This window comes from Pantoea sp. Tr-811 (assembly GCF_011752535.1).
Taxonomy (GTDB): Bacteria; Pseudomonadota; Gammaproteobacteria; order Pseudomonadales; family Pseudomonadaceae; genus Aquipseudomonas.
Genome location: NZ_VWXJ01000005.1, coordinates 65,689 through 83,354, shown reverse-complemented (window position 1 = coordinate 83,354; position 17,666 = coordinate 65,689). Strand labels below are relative to the sequence as shown.

Here is a 17,666-nt window from a genome sequence, read left to right as displayed (position 1 = left end):
GCTCGCGATGGGTCGCCTGGCGGCCCCAGGGTTTCAGCTTCGCAGCCCGTGTTGCCGGGGCTGCCTTGCAGCCCATCGCGAGCTGCGCTCGCTCCTACCGGGGCCGTGCTGTACCGAGATCTGAAAGGAGTCACCCATGGCCAAGCGTTCCCGCCCGGCAGCCTTTATCGATGACCCGCTGTGGTACAAGGACGCGGTGATCTACCAGCTGCACATCAAGTCGTTCTTCGATGCCAACAACGACGGCATCGGTGACTTCGAAGGCCTGATCGGCAAGCTTGACTACATCGCAGGCCTTGGCGTCAACACCCTCTGGCTGCTGCCGTTCTACCCCTCGCCACGCCGGGACGACGGCTACGACATTGCCGAGTACAAAGCCGTGCACCCCGACTACGGCAGCCTGGCCGACGCCCGCCGCTTCATCGCCGAAGCCCACGCACGAGGGCTTCGGGTGATCACCGAGCTGGTCATCAACCACACCTCCGACCAGCACCCCTGGTTCCAGCGCGCCCGCCACGCCAAGCGTGGCAGCAAGGCGCGGGACTTCTACGTGTGGTCCGATGACGACCAGAAGTACGACGGTACGCGCATCATTTTCCTCGACACCGAAAAATCCAACTGGACCTGGGACCCGGTCGCCGGCCAATACTTCTGGCACCGCTTCTACTCGCACCAGCCTGACCTCAACTTTGACAACCCCCAGGTGCTCAAGGCGGTGATCGGGGTGATGCGCTTCTGGCTCGACCTGGGCGTCGACGGCCTGCGCCTGGACGCCATCCCCTACCTGATCGAACGCGACGGCACCCACAACGAAAACCTCCCCGAAACCCACGCGGTGCTCAAGGCCATCCGCGCCGAAATCGACGCCAACTACCCCGACCGCATGCTGTTGGCCGAGGCCAACCAGTGGCCCGAAGACACCCGCCCGTACTTCGGCGCAGGCGATGGCGACGAATGCCACATGGCGTTCCACTTTCCGCTGATGCCGCGCATGTACATGGCCCTGGCCATGGAAGACCGCTTCCCGATCACCGACATCCTGCGCCAGACCCCGGAAATTCCCGCCAACTGCCAATGGGCGATCTTCCTGCGCAACCACGATGAGCTCACCCTGGAAATGGTCACCGACCGCGAGCGCGACTACCTGTGGAACTACTACGCCGAAGACCGCCGCGCGCGCATCAACCTTGGCATTCGCCGGCGCCTGGCGCCGCTGCTGCAGCGTGACCGGCGGCGCATCGAACTGCTCACCAGCCTGCTGCTGTCGATGCCCGGCACGCCCACCCTGTACTACGGCGACGAACTGGGCATGGGCGACAACATCTACCTGGGCGACCGCGACGGTGTGCGCACGCCGATGCAGTGGTCGCCAGACCGCAACGGCGGCTTCTCCAAGGCCGACCCGCAGCGCCTGGTGTTGCCGCCGATCATGGACCCGCTCTACGGCTACCAGACCGTCAACGTCGAAGCCCAGGCCCACGACCCGCATTCGCTGCTGAACTGGAACCGCCGCCTGCTGGCGGTGCGCAACCAGCAGAAGGCCTTCGGCCGCGGCACCTTGCGCACCCTTGCCCCCAGTAACCGGCGCATCCTCGCCTACCTGCGCGAGTACACCGATGCCGACGGCAACAGCGAAGTGATCCTCTGTGTCGCCAACGTTTCCCGCGCAGCCCAAGCCGCGGAACTGGAACTGCAGCAGTACGCCGAGCGGGTGCCGGTGGAGATGCTGGGCGGCAGCGCCTTCCCACCGATCGGCCAGCTGCCGTTCCTGTTGACCTTGCCACCCTATGCCTTCTACTGGTTCCTGCTGGCCGCCCACGACCGCATGCCCAGCTGGCACATCCAAGCGACCGAGGGGATGCCGGAATTGACTACCTTAGTGCTGCGCAAACGCATGGAAGAACTGCTCGAAGCGCCGTCGAGCGACACCCTGCAAGGCTCGATCCTGCCCCAGTACCTGCCCAAGCGGCGCTGGTTCGCCGGCAAGGAAGGGCCGATCGATGCGGTGCGCCTGTGTTACGGCGTGCGCTTCGGCACGGCCACCACACCGGTGCTGCTCAGCGAAATCGAGGTGCACAGCGACGGCGTGGCCACCCACTACCAGCTGCCGTTCGGCCTGCTGCCCGAGGAGCAGATCAACAGCGCCTTGCCCCAGCAACTAGCGCTTTCCCGGGTGCGCCGTGCCCACCAGGTGGGCCTCATTACCGATGCCTTCGTGCTCGAACCGTTCATCCGTGCGGTGCTGCGCGCTTGCCAGGAGGAGCAGCGCCTACCCTGTGGCAATGGCCAGGGCGAACTGCACTTCGCCAGCAACGCGCAGCTCGCCAGCCTGGGCCTGGACGACGAAAGCGCGGTGCGTTACCTGAGCGCCGAGCAGTCCAACAGTTCGGTGGTGATTGGCGACCGCGTGGTGCTCAAGCTGATCCGCCGGGTCAACCCGGGCATTCACCCCGAGCTGGAAATGAGCGCCTACCTGACTGCCGCAGGCTTTGCCAATATATCGCCGTTGCTGGCCTGGGTCAGCCGCGTCGATGACCAGGCAACGCCGCACTTGCTGATGATTGCCCAGGGCTACCTGAGCAACCAGGGTGACGCCTGGGCCTGGACCCAGAACACCCTGGAACGGGCCATTCGCGACGAGATGGAGCCCGACAGCGCCGAGGCACAAGCTCACACCGACGCGCTGGCCGAGCTCAACGGTTTCGCCAGCCTGCTCGGCCAGCGCCTGGGCGAGATGCACCTGCTGCTGGCCGCGCCGAGCGACGACCCAGCCTTCCAGCCGCGCGCCAGCAAGGCCGAGGACAGCCAGCGCTGGAGCACGCAGGTCAGCGCCGAACTCAACCACGCCCTCGACCTGTTGGCCCAGCACCGCGCACACCTGGACAGCGACAGCCAGGCCCTGGTGGACGACCTGCAGCAGCAGCGCGAAGGCCTTGCCCAGCACATCGTCAGGCTGGCCGAGCAGGCCCAGGGCGGGCTGCTGATGCGGGTGCATGGCGACCTGCACCTGGGCCAGGTGCTGGTGGTGCAGGGCGATGCCTACCTGATCGATTTCGAGGGTGAGCCGTCCCGCCCACTGGAGGAACGCCGGGCCAAGCACAGCCCCTACAAGGATGTCAGCGGCGTGTTGCGATCCTTCGACTATGCTGCTGCGATGATCCTGCGCAGTGCGTCTGCGGTCGACCTTTCAGGCCCGGCGCGCCAGGCCCGTCAACGTGTTGCCCGGCAGTACCTGCACCAGTCTCGCCATGCCTTCGTCCAAGCCTATGGGCTGGCCACCGCCGCCATGCCCCATGCCTGGCAACAGGCCGAAGGCGAGCGCGCCGCACTGGAGTTGTTCTGCCTGGAAAAAGCCGCTTACGAAATCACATACGAAGCCGAGAACCGTCCGAGCTGGCTGGCCGTGCCCTTGCATGGCCTGCATGGACTGATCAGTACCTGGGGAGAGTCAGAATGAACGTTACAACGCGTGAAAACGGCGGCCTTCGGCAACGGGACCTGGATGCCCTGGCCCGCGCCGAGCACGCCGACCCTTTTGCCGTGCTGGGTCCCCACGCCGATGGCCACGGCGGCCTGCAGCTTCGCGCCTTCCTGCCCGGCGCGTTGAATGTACGTGTGCTGGCGCGCGACGATGGCCGGGTGCTGGCCGACATGGCGCAAGGCAGCCTGCCAGGGCTGTTCACGGCGCACCTGGATGAGGCGCACCCCTACCGGCTGCACATTGGCTGGGCCGGGGGCGAGCAGGTGACCGAAGACCCGTACAGCTTCGGCCCGCAACTGGGCGACATGGACCTCTACCTGTTCGCCGAAGGCAACCACCGTGACTTGTCCGGGCGTTTCGGCGCGCAGCCGATTCAGGTCGATGGCGTGGACGGCGTGTGCTTCTCGGTGTGGGCGCCGAACGCCCGGCGGGTGTCGGTGGTGGGCGATTTCAACAACTGGGATGGCCGCCGCCACCCCATGCGCCTGCGCCACAGCGCCGGGGTGTGGGAGCTGTTCCTGCCGCGCCTGGGCGTGGGCGAAACCTACAAGTTCGAGGTGCTGGGCAAGGATGGCGTGCTGCCGCTCAAGGCCGACCCCCTGGCCCGCGCCACCGAGCTGCCGCCCAGCACAGCCTCCAAGGTGGCCGGCGCACTGAGCCATGCCTGGCACGACCAGCAGTGGATGGAGCAACGCGCCCAACGCCATGCCTACAGCGCGCCGCTGTCGATCTATGAACTGCACCCAGGCTCCTGGCAATGCGAGCTTGACGAGCTGGGTGAGGTCGCGCGCTTCTACAACTGGCGCGAATTGGCCGAGCGCCTGGTGCCTTACGTGCAGCAGCTGGGCTTTACCCACATCGAGCTGCTGCCGATCATGGAGCACCCGTTTGGCGGCTCCTGGGGTTACCAGCCGCTGTCGCTGTTCGCGCCCACTTCGCGCTACGGCAGCGCCGAGGACTTCGCCGCGTTCGTCGATGCCTGCCACCAGGGCGGCATCGGCGTGATTCTGGACTGGGTGCCCGCGCATTTCCCCACCGACGAGCATGGCCTGGCCCGCTTCGACGGCACCGCGCTGTATGAGTACGACAACCCGCTGGAAGGCTACCACCAGGACTGGAACACGCTGATCTACAACCTGGGGCGCAACGAGGTGCGCGGCTTCATGCTGGCTTCGGCGTTGCACTGGCTCAAGCATTTCCATATCGATGGCCTGCGCGTCGATGCGGTGGCGTCGATGCTCTACCGCGATTACTCGCGCAAGGCCGGCGAGTGGGTGCCCAACCGCCATGGTGGGCGCGAGAACCTGGAGGCCATCGACTTCATTCGCCACCTCAACGGCATTGCGGCCCACGAGGCGCCAGGCGCGCTGATCATCGCCGAGGAATCCACGGCCTGGCCCGGTGTCAGCCAGCCGATCCAGCAGGGCGGGCTGGGCTTTGCCTACAAGTGGAACATGGGCTGGATGCACGACACCCTGCACTACATCCAGAACGACCCAGTGCACCGCACCTATCACCACAACGAGATGAGCTTCGGGCTGATCTACGCCTATTCCGAGCATTTCATCCTGCCGATTTCCCACGACGAGGTGGTGCACGGCAAGCACTCGCTGATCGACAAGATGCCCGGCGACCGCTGGCAGAAATTCGCCAACCTGCGCGCCTACCTGACCTTCATGTGGACCCACCCGGGCAAGAAGCTGCTGTTCATGGGCTGTGAGTTCGGCCAGTGGCGCGAGTGGAACCATGACCAGCAGCTGGACTGGTACCTGCTGCAGTACCCCGAGCACCAGGGCGTGCAGCGCCTGGTAGGTGACCTCAACCGGCTGTACCGGGAGCTGCCGGCGCTGCACGAGCAGGACTGCCAGCCCCAGGGCTTCCAGTGGCTGATTGGCGATGACGCGCACAACAGCGTGTATGCCTGGTTGCGCTGGAGCAGCCAGGGTGAGCCGTTGCTGGTGGTGGCCAACTTCACCCCGGTGCCGCGTGAGGGCTACCGGATTGGCGTGCCGTTCGGGGAACGCTGGGAGGAAATGCTCAACAGTGATGCCGAGCTGTATGCCGGGTCCAACGTTGGCAACCTGGGGGCGGTACAGAGTGAGGACGTGGCCAGCCATGGGCAGCCGTTGTCGTTGGCGCTGAACCTGCCGCCGCTGGGGGTGTTGGTGATGAAGCCGGCCTAATTGTAGGAGCGGGCTTGCCCCGCGAAGCAAGCGACGCGGTGCGTGGCACCGGCTGCGCCGGTGTTCGCGGGGCAAGCCCGCTCCTACAAAGGCCTACCAGCGCATGCGGATGCCAAGGCTGGCAATCAACCCGTTGATGTCGTTGTCATCCACATCACTGCTGTAGTCGGCACTGACGAACAGCGCCACCGAAGGCGTCACCCGCGCCACCAACCCCAGCCCCAGTTCCACCGTGGTCGAATACCGCGAGCTGGAAATCTTGTCGACCTGGTCCAACTTCACCTCATCGGCATTGCTGAAGTCGTACCACACGTTGGTGCGCACATAGGGCTCGATCGGCATGCCGTTGACATCGTAGCGCCCCGACAGCCGCGCACCCACCCGGCCGCTCCAACTGGGCTGGTTGTCGAAGGCCTGCGCGGTTGCCACCGGCACCTGGCTGCCGGGGTAGAAACGCTGGTTCACCAACTGCGCCTGGGGCTCGATCACCCAGTTGTCAGTGAGGTGGATGGGGAAACCGCCCTCCACCGAAAAGGTCGTGGTACGGCTGTCATAGCGCCCCTGTGCGTTGCCGCCATCGAGTTGCGAGCCGGTGGCCGTGGCGTCCAGGTGCCAGCCCTGGGTGTGGGTCAGGCTCCAGTACGCGCCCTGGCTCTCGCCGCTGAGGTTGATGGCGTTGCGCTGCATGTCGGCTACCTGCGCACGGGGCACTTCGATCGGGCCCTGCAGGTTGTCGTGGCCCACGAAGGTGCCGCTGCGCAGCACCATGGCCGGCTGTTGCTGGGCACTGGGGTAGGTGGCGGGTTCTTGTAGTTCCGAGGCAAAGGTTTCCACCGGGGTTGCCAGAAGCATCGACGTGGAAACCGCGTAGAAAATACGGTCGAAACGCAACGGATTCGAGTGGGTATTCATGGCGGATCTCCTCAGTTTTCTTGTTGTACAGCCAAGGATCTGGCCTGTTGTCACGAGCTGTACGGCAAAAACAGAGGGCGACCCAAACCAGCACGCCACGCTTCAGGCGCGCGTGCAAAGGCGCGAGCTAGAGGCCCGGCATGAGTGTTAACTGCAAGTGGTAGTGTTCAGCTAAGGAGACGGCGGCGCTTGCGTCAAGAATGTGTGAAAGCCATGTGCAAAACCTGTATTGCAGGTTAACTGCTTGATTTCCCCGGCAATCGACTCGGGCATAGCGGGTATCGTTCTTTACTGGCCTGGCGCTATGCCGAATCGTTGCTAGAGCCGCACCTGCCGCCAAGGGCCGCAGGGCGGGCGCTGCTTCAGTCTTCCTCGCGCTGCAGCACCATCAGCAACAGCGAGCGGCCCTTGACCTCGAAGGTGCTGTCGAACTGCAGGTGTTGCGGCTTGCGCAGTTCTGGCCGGTCGGTGTCGACCAGGCAGCTCCAGTAGTCCCCTTCAGGCACTGCCGGCAACTGGAACGGCACCACGTCATGGTGTGCATTGACGATCAGCAGCATGGTCGCCTCCGCACCAGGCCGGGCAATGCCGCTTTCCTGGGCGCGGCCATCGATCAGCATGCCCAGGCAGCGCCCGTGCGGGTCTTCCCACTGCTCCACGCTCATCTCGCTGCCATCGGGCGCCAGCCAGGTCACGTCCTTGACGCCGATTGCCTCGTTGTAGTCGCCCACCAGAAAACGCGAGCGGCGCAGCACCGGGTAGGCCAGGCGCAGGCGGGTCAGGCGCTTGACGAACGCCAGCAGCTCCTCGCCTTGCTGGTCCAGGTCCCAGTTCACCCAGCCGATTTCGCTGTCCTGGCAGTAGGCGTTGTTGTTGCCATGCTGGGTGCGGCTGAATTCGTCGCCGGCAACGATCATCGGCGTGCCCTGGGCCAGCAGCAAGGTTGCGAAGTAGTTGCGCATCTGGCGCATGCGCAGGGCGTTGACCTGCGGGTCGTCGGTGGGGCCTTCCACGCCACAGTTCCATGACAGGTTATTGTCGGTGCCGTCCTGGTTGTTCTCGTCGTTGTCCTCGTTGTGCTTGCTGTTGTACGACACCAGGTCGCGCAGGGTGAAGCCGTCGTGGGCGGTGATGAAATTGACCGACGAATAGGGCCGCCGGCCACGGTTGTTGAACAGGTCGCCCGAGGCGGTCAGGCGTGCGGCGAAGTCGGCCAGCTGGCCTTCGTCACCTTTCCAGAACGCCCGCGTGGTGTCGCGGAAACGGTCGTTCCATTCCGCCCAGCCTGGCGCGAAGTTGCCCACCTGGTAACCCCCGGGGCCGCAGTCCCAGGGTTCGGCGATCAGTTTCACCTGGCTGAGCATGGGGTCTTGGCGGCAGGCCACGAGGAAGCCGTGGCGTTCGCTGTAGCCGTCGTGGTAACGGCCCAGGATGGTGGCGAGGTCGAAGCGGAAACCGTCCACGCGCATCTCGCCGGCCCAGTAGCGCAGCGAGTCGGTCACCAGTTGCAGCACCCTGGGGTGGCTCAGGTCGAGGGTGTTGCCGGTACCCGAATCGTTGATGTAGAAGCGCTTGTCGTCGGGCATCAGGCGGTAGTACGAGGCGTTGTCGATGCCGCGCATCGACAGGGTGGGGCCGCGCTCGTTGCCTTCGGCGGTGTGGTTGTAGACCACATCCAGAATCACCTCCAGGCCTGCGTCGTGCAGGTGCGCCACCATCTCCTTGAACTCGGCGATCTTGCCGCTGGCAAGGTAGCGTGGGTGCGGCGCGAAGAAGGCGATGCTGTTGTAACCCCAGTAGTTGTTCAGGCCCTTTTCCAGCAGGTGCTGGTCGTTGACGAAGGCGTGAATGGGCAGCAGCTCGATGCTCGATACGCCCAGCTCCTTGATGTGCTTCAGCAGCTCGTCATTGGCAAGGCCGGCGAAGGTGCCGCGCAGTTTTTCCGGCACCGCCGGGTGGCGCATGCTGATGCCGCGGGTGTGGGCTTCGTAGATGATGGTGCGCTCCCACGGCACCTGCACTGGCTGGTCGCGGCCCCAGGTGAAGGCCGGGTCGATCACTTTGCACTTGGGCACGAAGGGCGCGCTGTCGCGCTCGTCGAACGACAGGTCGCCGTCGGGGTGGCCGATGGTGTAGCCAAACAGCGCTTCAGACCACTTCAGGCTGCCGACCAGCTGCTTGGCGTAGGGGTCGATCAGCAGTTTGTTGGGGTTGAAGCGGTGGCCGTTTGCCGGCTCGTAGGGGCCGTACACACGGTAGCCGTAGACCAGCCCGGGGTGGGCGTCGGGCAGGTAGCCGTGGTAGATCTCGTCGGTGTATTCGGGCAGCTCGATGCGTTCGAGTTCCTGCTCGCCCGTGGAGTCGAACAGGCACAGCTCAACCTTGGTGGCATTGGCCGAGAACAGGGCAAAGTTCACGCCCAGGCCGTCCCAGGTGGCGCCGAGCGGGAAGGGCAGGCCTTCACGAATGCGCGATGGGGCAACGGAGCGGGTTTTCTTTGGGGTGCGCGGGCTCATGGCAATCCTCGAATGGCCTTGTGGATGGGGGGTGGGGAAACATGTACCGGCCTCTTCGCGGGGCAAGCCCGCTCCTACACAGGGATCGTGAAGGGCCTGTAGGAGCGGGCTTGCCCCGCGAAAGGGCCGCTACAGGCGTTAGCCAGCGGTGGGCTTTTTCACTGCCCGAGGCTTCTTGGCAGCCGGCGCCTTGGCCGCCGGCAGGGCCGTCACCTTGGGCTCGGCTGGCGCCTTGGGCTTGGCTGCCGCGCGCTTGCGTGGCTCGGCCTTGGGTGCCAGGGCTTCGGCTTCGGCCAACTTGCGGGCCATGTCCCAATGGCGGTCTTCCTGTCCCTGTGGCTTACCCTCCGACTCCCAGATCTGGTAGGCGAATTCGCGTACTCGTTTTTCATCGACACTCATCTCGACGCTCCTGAATGCTAGGCATGTTCAATCAACAGGTTGACTGGAAAATCCGCCAATACGGCGCTCAGTGGCAGCTCCCTTGTAGGGCTGACAGCGGCGCCGCCGAAAAGTCCAGTCCAAGTGGCAGGCGACAAGGCAAACGGCAAGATCACCCGTGTATCGTCCCAGTTCTGTGCCGGGATCAACGGTTCGGTTGCGCTGCCCAGCAGGCTGCTGGCCAGGCGCGGGGCTACGACGATGGCGCGCTCGCCGTCACCCAGGCGGGCGAAGGCGATGACCTGTTCGGCATGCCGGCCCTGCACGTTCAGGGGCAGGTAGGCGCCGCGGCGAAACAGCTCGGCGTGGGCCTGGCGGCAATCCAGCACGCGGGCCACGAGCGCCTGCTTGATGCGGCCATCGCGCCAGTGCGCCAGCAGCTCGCCAGGGGGCGTGGCAGCGTCCAGCGTACGACGCCTGCAAGCGTAGTCCACGGGGCGGCGGTTGTCCGGGTCGACCAGGCTGAAATCCCAGTACTCGTTGCCCTGGTACAGGTCGGGCACGCCGGGCACGGTCATGCGCAGCAGCGTCTGCACCAGCCCGTTGAGGGCGCCGGAGCAGACGATCAGCTGCACGGCATCGGCCAGTGACTGGCGCAGTTGCTGGTTTTCCCGGTCCAGCAGCAGGCCGTCGACATAGGCCGCGCACGCGGCTTCATAGGCATCGTTAGGTGCGTTCCAGCTGCTGCGCAGCTTGGCCTCGCGCAGGGCCTTCTGCTGCCACTGGCGAATGCGCTCGGCGTACTGGCGCAGGCCGTTGTCGTCGCGCGGGTCGAGGTTCAGCGGCCAGCTGCCGAGCAGTGTCTGCAACAGCAGCAGCTCGTCGCCGGGGCTGGGCGCCGGGCCATCGTCCAGGCTTTCGCGCAGCGGTGCGGCCAGTTCGCGCCAATGCTCCACACGGCTGGCGAACCACGGGCCACGTTCGCTCAGCACGGCCAGGCGCGCGCGGGTATCTTCGCCGCGCTTGTGGTCGTGGGTGGCGGTGGCCAGCAGGTTGTCTGGGAAGTCGCGCAGGCGGCGTTGGGCCTCGTTGTGAAAGTGCGCGGGGCTGGCGCTGAAACGCTCGGCCTCGAAGCCCACATCGTTGCGCGACAGCAGCCGCGCCGAGCGGTAGAAGGCGGTGTCTTCCACGGCCTTGGCGGCGCTGGGCGCGGTGAGCTGTTGAAAGCGCACGCAGGCGTGGCGCAGGTGCTTGCGCGGGCGGCCCGGCGGCAGCTGGCGCCAGGGCTGGCCGCCCAGCCAGCGTTCGAGTTGCTCCAGCAGCGGCCAGTCGGCTTCGGCCAGGTCCTGGCGGGCATTGGCCAGGGCCTGCTGGAAGAAACGCTCGTCCTCGGCCGGGCGGCCGCAGGCGTTGAAGTAGGTGCGGTACACCGGGTAGTGCGCAACCAGGGCCTGCAACGCGCGGCGGATGGCGCCGAGGGTCAGGTCGCGGGTCATCAGGTCGTCGCGGGCCACTTGCAGCAGGGCCTGGGCGACCGACTCGCAATCGCCGGCCAGGCTGGCAGTGAGTACCAGGTGCCGGGCCTGGCGCACTTCCTCGGTGAACGCGGGGCGTTCGCTGACTGTGCTCCACAGCTCGGTCAGCGGCGCTTCGCCGGCGGGGTCGTGCTGCAGCAACGACACCTGGTTCATGAATTCGTAGCCGGTGGTGCCGTCGGTGAGCCAGTCGCGGTGCAGGTGCTCGTCAACGCCGAGGATCTTCTCGACGTAGATCGGGAAGTGCTCCAGCGCCGCGTGCAGCGGGCGCCGGGCAAGCAGGCTGTCGACCCGGCGGCGCAGCTTGCGGCAGTAGCCACGCGGGTCGGCCAGGCCATCGATATGGTCAATGCGCAGGCCATCGACCAGGCCGCGCTCGATCAAGGCAAACAGCTTGGCATGGGTGGCCTCGAACACCACTGCGCGCTCCACCCGCAGCCCACCCAGTTCGTTGATGTCGAAAAAGCGCCGCCAGTTGATGTCGTCTGCGGCGGTGCGCCAACTGGCCAGGCGGTAGGTTTGGCGCTCAAGCAGCAGGTGCAGGCGTTTGAAGCCGGCCTCCGTACGGCTGTCGAAGGCCAGCAGGGCCGCTTGCAGGTCGGCGCCTTCGCGCACCAGGCGTGCCAGTTCGGCGTGCAAGGGCAAGGCGCTGGCCAGCGGGTCGGTGGCCTCAGCCAGGGCGGTGAAGTGTTCGGCCAGGGTGTTCAGTGCAGGTTCCGGGCTTTGCGCCAGGATCCAGCCGTAGTCCTGGGGGCAGATCGGAAAGCGGTGATCGTGGTGGGCGACTTGCAGCAGGCCCTGCTGCGCGTCGAACTGCAAGGGAATTTCGCCGTTCTTCAACGCCGCGCCATAGTCGCTGCCCAGGAACGGCAACAGCAGCTGGCCGGCCAGCAGCGGGTCGCTGGAATGCCACTGGATGTCGAAGAATTCGGCATAGGGGCTGCGCCTGCCCCAGGCCAACAGGTTCTGCCACCAAGGGTTGTCGGCGCCGCCCACGGCCATGTGGTTGGACACGGTATCGAGGAGCAACCCCATGCCGTGCTGGCGCAGGGCGGCCACCAGCCGCTCCAGTGCAGCTTCCCCGCCCAGCTCGGGGTTCACGCACGTTGGGTCGACCACATCGTAGCCATGGCGCGAGCCGGCCCGGGCCTTGAGGATTGGCGAGGCGTACAGGTGGCTGATGCCCAGCTGGGCGAAATACGGCACCAGCGGCACCGCATCGTCCAGGGTGAAGTCGCTGTGAAACTGCAGGCGCAGGGTTGCGCTCAGGGCTTTCATCGGTCGCGCTCCCAGGCTTGTTCACGGGCCTGGGCCAGCAGCTCCAGGCGCCGGGCGGCGTGCTCATCGTCGAGCAGTTCGCGCACCGGCGTGGCAAAGCGCCGGCGCCAGTTCGGGTGGCCGCTGGTGGTGCCGGGCAGGTTGGGTTGCTCGTCGCTGCCCAGCAGGTCTTCCAGCGGAATCAGCACCAGCGGCGCGCGGGTGTGGCCGACGTAGCGGATGGCCGCATCGATCACGGCGTCGTTGTCTGCTTGCGGGCCGTAGTTGGCTTCCAGGGTGCGGCGCAGCCCCTCGCTTTCCCGCTGCCGCTCGTGGCGCCAGTGCAGCTCGGTGGCAGCGTCGATCAGTTGCAAGCGGTGGCTCCAGTCGATGTCGCGGCTCTGCAGCCAGCCGGCCAGCGGCGCCAGGTCGTGGGTGCCGGTGGTGGCCAGGGCGTTGTCTGGCCAGTCGAGAATCGGCTTGAAGTGGCCGGGCTGGGTTTGCTCGAAGGGCAGCACGCGCATGCCCAGCACGGCGTTGGCCGCCAGCTGCTCGCGCAGGCCGTCGGGCACCGTGCCCAGGTCTTCGCCGAGGATCACCGCCTGGTGGCGCACCGATTCCAGGGCCAGCAAGCGCAGCAGGTCTTGCAGCGGGTAGTGCAGGTAGGCGCCCTCGCTGGGCTTGCAGCCGCGGGGGATCAGCCACAGCCGGCGCAGGCCCATCACGTGGTCGATGCGCAGGCCGCCGGCATGGGTGAGGTTGGCCCGCAGCATTTCGATGAAGGCGCGGTAGCCGTTGCGCTTGAGGCCTTCGGGGGAAAACGCGCAGATGCCCCAGTCCTGCCCGGAGCGGTTGAGGATGTCGGGCGGCGCGCCGACCTTGAGGTTGGCCAGTAGCTCGTCCTGGCGGCTCCAGGCCTGGCTACCGGCGCCGTCCGCGCCCACCGCCAGGTCGGCGATCAGGCCGATGGCCATGCCGCTGCTACGGGCGGCTTGCTGGGCGCGCTGCAGGCTGCGTTCGGTCAGCCACTGGCAGAAGGCGTGGAACTCGACCCTGGCCGGGTAAGCGTCGGCGAAGGCCTCCACTTCCGGGTGATAGGGGTCGTGCCAGGCGCTTGGCCAGTTGCGCCAGTCGGCGCCCAGGCCATGCTCGACGGCCTGGGCCTGCAGCACTTCGAAGCGGCAATGGTGCTCCAGGGCCTGGCCACCGGCCTGGCGGTAACTTTCGAAGTCCTTGCGCAGGGGGTGTTCGGCTTTGCTGAAGTCCTGGTACAGCGCCTCCAGCAGGCGCAAGCGGGCGTCGGCGGCGCGTGGCCAGTCCACCAGCGGGCGTTGTTCCAGGTCTTCGAGCACTTGCTCCAGGCCGCAGGCGGCGATGGCCATGCGCACGCTGCGCTCGCCCAGCAGCGCCGCGGGGCTGGCATACAGGGTGTTGAGCAGCAGGCGGCTGGAGGGCGAGTAGGGGCTGTAGTGCTGCTGGTCGACCGCCGACAGGGCGTGGATCGGGCTGATCGCCAAGGCATCGGCGCCGCGTTCGGCGGCGCTTCGGGCCAATTGCTCCAGGGCCAGGCAGTCGCCGTAGCCACCATCGCCAGGGCGGCGCAGGCTGTACAGCTGCACCGCCAGGCCCCAGCAACGTGGCGGCGGTTCGGCCACCGCGTCGGCCAGGCTGTAGCAACGCGGCGGCGCCACGGCCAGGGTGAAGCTGCGCTCGTCGATGTGCAGTTGGTGGTAGCCGATGGGCAGGCCACCGGGCAGGTTGCCTTGGGCATCCAGCGTCAGGTGTTGCAGGCGGTTGCTTTCCAGGGTGCAGCGCACGGCGCTGCCCGGGGCGAAGTAGCGTTGCAGGGATACCGGCTGGTCCACTTCGGCGGTCAGCAGCGGCGGCAAGTGCTCGCCGTCTTCGGCGACCTCCACGGCGCGCAGGCTGGCCAGGGTGGCGGGCTCATCCTGGGCGGGGTGGCCAAGGCCGTCCAGGACCTTGCGCAGTACCTCGTCGCTGACTTGCTGGGGGCGGTTGTTGGCGTCGATCCAGTCACGGGCCAGCCCTACGCGGGCAGCCAAGCGGTGCAGGGCGGTTTCGCTCATGGGCGCTCCTGGCCAGGTGGAAGCAGGCTGACCACACAGCTGTGGGCGGCCAGTGCGGAGTCGGGGTGCGTGGTGTCGCTGCTGTCGAACAGGCGCCGTTCGGCTGCCGGCAGTGCCACGGCCTGGGGCGTGGCGGCCAGGTTCAGGTCGATGCGCAGGATGTGGCCATTGCCCAGTTGCCAGCGTGCGGTCAGGGCCTTGTCGCCCAGCACCTCGGCGCCCAGGGCGCGGCTGCCGGGCAGGTGCGGGATGACGTGGCGTTGGCGCAGGCTGAGCAGTTGCTGGTAGAGGCCGTGCCAACCGGCGATCACTTCCTGGTTGCTTGGCCGCGAGGCTTCGAAGGTGTGCCGGGCGTTGGGGTCGGGGATGTGCGCGCGTTGCTCGGGGTCGGCGAAGGCGGCGAAATGGGCGAACTCGCCCCGCCGGCCTTCGCGCACGGCATCGGCCAGCTCATCGTGAAAGTCGGTGAAGAACAGGAACGGCCGGCAACTGCCGTCGTCGTCGCCCATGAACAGCAGCGGGACCATCGGCGCCAGCAGCAACAGGCCGGTGGCGGCGCGCAAGGCTGGGGGCGGGCACAGGCGGGTCAGGCGCTCGCCCAGGGCGCGGTTGCCGATTTGGTCGTGGTTCTGCAGGAACAGCACGAACGCGCTGGGCGCCAGGTGCCCGCTGGGCTCACCGCGTGGGGTGCCGTGGCGGTTGGCCTGGCCCTGGAACACGAAGCCCTCGGCCAGGCAGCGGGCCAGCTTGTCGATCGGCTGCTGCTGGTAATCGGCGTAGTAGCCTTCGGTTTCGCCGGTCAGCAGCACGTGCAGGGCATTGTGGCCATCGTCGTTCCACTGGGCATCGAAACCTTGTTCCAACAGGAACGCCTGGTTGTGTTCGTTCTCCAGCACCAGCCACACCTGGCGCCCGGGTTCGACAGCGGCGCGTACCCGTTGGGCCAGTTCCAGCAGAAAGTCGGGCTGGTCGATGGCGTGCACGGCATCCAGGCGCAGGCCGTCGCAGCGGTAGTCGCACAGCCACATCAGGGCATTCTGGATGAAGTACTCGCGCACCTCGGCGCGGCGAAAGTCGATGGCCGCGCCCCAGGGTGTCTGGCGGTCCTGGCGAAAGAACGCGCTGGCGTACTGGTGCAGGTAGTTGCCGTCGGGGCCGAAGTGGTTGTACACCACATCGACCATCACCATCAGGCCCAGGCCATGGGCCTGGTCGACCAGCGCGCACAGTTGCTCGGGGCTGCCATAGCTGTGCTGCGGGGCGAAGGGCAGCACGCCGTCGTAGCCCCAGTTGCGCTCGCCGGGGAACTGCCCCAAGGGCATCAGCTCGATGGCGCTGATGCCGAGCTCGGCCAGGCGCGGCAGGTGCCGCGCCACGCCCGGGTAGCCTTCGAGCACGCCCACGTGCAGTTCCTGAATCACCGCCTCGTGCCAGGGCCGGCCCTGCCACGGGTGTTGCCAGGGGTAGGCTTGTACATCCACCACCTGGCTTGGCCCATGCACGCCCTCAGGTTGGTAGCGCGACGCCGGGTCGGCCACCCGCAGCTGGCCGTCGATACAGAAGTGGTAACGGTCACCGGCCTGGCACGGGGCGATGCCCGTGTGCCAGCCGCCTTCCTCGGGCAGCAGGGCGATGGCCGGCTGCTGCTCCAGGTGCAAGCTCACGTTGCGCGCATCGGGTGCCCAGAGGGCGAAGCGCGCCGACGTGGCGTCCAGCAAGTGTGCGCCATGCCTGTGCATCTTCGGCCCTCGCTCAGTAGTGGCTCAGTTGCGCCTGCTTGACCAGGTCCTCGTAGAGGCGGGCATAGGGTTCTACCGCCTGGCACCAGTTGAACGGCTGGGTCATGGACAGGCAGCGCATGGCGTTGAGCAGGCCCTTCTTGGCGTAGATATAGAAGGCGCGGCTCAGGGCCTCGCGGTAGCTGTCCACGCTCGACTCATTGAACAGGAAACCGGTCACGCCATTTTCGATGGTGTCGGCCAGGCCCCCGGTGTTGCGCGCCACCGGCAGCGACCCGAAGCGCTGGGCGTACATCTGGCTCAGGCCGCAGGGCTCGTAGCGCGAAGGCATCAGCAGGAAGTCGCTGCCGGCGAACATGCGCCGGGCGTCGGTTTCGTTGAAGCCGATGCGCACGCCGATACGCCCGGGGTGACGCACGGCCAGCTCGCGCATGGCCTGTTCTTCCTCCGGTTCGCCGCGGCCGATAATTGCAATCTGCCCGCCTTGCTCGACGATGTAGTCGGCCACGCCCAGAGTCAGGTCCAGGCCTTTCTGGTACACCAGCCGCGACACCACGGCGAACAACGGCCCGGTGGATGGTTCAAGGCCGAACAGGCGGCGCACGGCCTCGGCGTTGCGGGCCTTGCCGTCCCAGTCGTTGATGCTGAAGTTGTGCTCCAGGTGCTGGTCGGTGGCCGAGTCCCAGCTTTCGTCGATGCCGTTGGGAATGCCGCCCAGCAAGCCTTGCTGGGCCTTGCTGGACAGAAAACCATCGAGGCCGCAGCCAAATTCCGGGGTGGTGATTTCCCGGGCGTAGGTGGCGCTGACCGTGGTGATGTGGCTGGAGTAGGCAAGGCCGGCCTTGAGGAACGACAGCTTGCCGTAGAACTCCATGCCTTCCTGCTGCATGGCATGGTCGGGAATTGCCAGCTCAGGGCTGCAGGCACGGCTGTACACGCCCTGGTAGGCCAGGTTGTGGATGGTGAACAGGGTTGGGGTATTGAGCCCACGCCAGTGCATGTAGGCCGGGGCCAGGCCGGCTGGCCAGTCATGGGCGTGGACCACCTCGGGCTGCCAGTGAATGCGGCCCTCGCCGGCAGCGATCTCGGCAGCGGCCAGGCCCAGGCGGGCGAAGCGGATGTGGTTGTCGGGCCAGTCGCGGCCGTTGTTGGCACCATAGGGCGTGCCGTCGCGCTCGTACAGTTCGGGGCAGATCAGCACGTAGATCACCAGGCCGTCGGCCATGTCCATGCGGCCGATGCGGCAGGGCGGCAGGGCGGCGTGGCCACCGAGTTCGCCCACCACATGGATGGGGTTGTCGCTTTCCATTACCTGGCGGTAGCCGGGAATCAGCACGCGCACATCGTGCAGGTGCGCCAGGGCCCGGGGCAGGGCAGCGGACACGTCGCCCAGGCCGCCGGTTTTCACCAGGTCGGCGATTTCCGAGGTCACGAACAGGATTTTGCGTTTGTTGGGGTTGTGCTGGCGCTGGGCGCCGGGTGCCTTGGCTGTCGTGGCAAGCGCCGGGGTAAGCGGCTCGCGGTTTTCCGGGTTGAATGAATCTACGTGAGGTTCGACAGCGGCACTGATCATAC

At 66.7% G+C, this 17,666-nt stretch carries 9 protein-coding genes; 2 read left to right on the top strand and 7 right to left on the bottom strand.

What is annotated here, in order from left to right; all coding sequences use genetic code 11:
* The first annotated feature begins 136 nt into the window (after positions 1-136).
* On the top strand, positions 137-3,457 hold the full coding sequence (treS, locus tag F3J44_RS09405; RefSeq protein WP_167271893.1) for a maltose alpha-D-glucosyltransferase: 3,321 nt from the start codon (positions 137-139) through the stop codon (positions 3,455-3,457).
* Positions 3,454-5,664: a 1,4-alpha-glucan branching protein GlgB gene (gene glgB / locus F3J44_RS09400; RefSeq protein ID WP_167068165.1), complete on the top strand. Its 2,211-nt coding sequence runs from the start codon at positions 3,454-3,456 to the stop codon at positions 5,662-5,664. Before treS ends, glgB begins: the two co-directional genes overlap by 4 nt.
* A gap of 93 nt (positions 5,665-5,757) precedes the next feature.
* On the opposite strand, the gene F3J44_RS09395 is transcribed toward glgB, so the two are convergent.
* The 7 genes from F3J44_RS09395 to glgA form a co-directional block, all read right to left on the bottom strand.
* Entirely contained in the window at positions 5,758-6,576 is an 819-nt protein-coding gene (locus tag F3J44_RS09395; RefSeq protein ID WP_167271891.1) for an autotransporter outer membrane beta-barrel domain-containing protein, read from the bottom strand.
* Positions 6,577-6,938: 362 nt separating this feature from the next.
* A complete protein-coding gene (glgX, locus tag F3J44_RS09390) occupies positions 6,939-9,092 on the bottom strand; it encodes a glycogen debranching protein GlgX (protein ID WP_167068160.1) in 2,154 nt (717 codons plus the stop codon).
* 138 nt (positions 9,093-9,230) lie between these two features.
* Positions 9,231-9,494 carry a DUF2934 domain-containing protein gene (locus tag F3J44_RS09385; RefSeq protein ID WP_167068158.1) on the bottom strand — a complete coding sequence of 88 codons (264 nt, stop codon included), beginning with the start codon at positions 9,492-9,494 and terminating at the stop codon, positions 9,231-9,233.
* A gap of 17 nt (positions 9,495-9,511) precedes the next feature.
* Positions 9,512-12,286 (bottom strand): malto-oligosyltrehalose synthase, encoded by a 2,775-nt coding sequence (locus F3J44_RS09380; RefSeq protein ID WP_167271889.1) that lies wholly within the window; start codon positions 12,284-12,286, stop codon positions 9,512-9,514.
* Positions 12,283-14,352, bottom strand: a complete 2,070-nt coding sequence (malQ, locus tag F3J44_RS09375) for a 4-alpha-glucanotransferase (RefSeq protein WP_167271887.1) — start codon at positions 14,350-14,352, stop codon at positions 12,283-12,285. The genes F3J44_RS09380 and malQ overlap by 4 nt, the downstream gene beginning before the upstream one ends.
* The gene (gene treZ, locus F3J44_RS09370; RefSeq protein ID WP_167271885.1) at positions 14,349-16,091 is read right to left on the bottom strand and encodes a malto-oligosyltrehalose trehalohydrolase; all 1,743 of its coding nucleotides are present in this window, start codon (positions 16,089-16,091) and stop codon (positions 14,349-14,351) included. Before treZ ends, malQ begins: the two co-directional genes overlap by 4 nt.
* Positions 16,092-16,104: 13 nt before the next feature.
* The gene (gene glgA / locus F3J44_RS09365) at positions 16,105-17,664 is read right to left on the bottom strand and encodes a glycogen synthase GlgA (RefSeq protein WP_167271883.1); all 1,560 of its coding nucleotides are present in this window, start codon (positions 17,662-17,664) and stop codon (positions 16,105-16,107) included.
* Positions 17,665-17,666 lie beyond the last annotated feature (2 nt).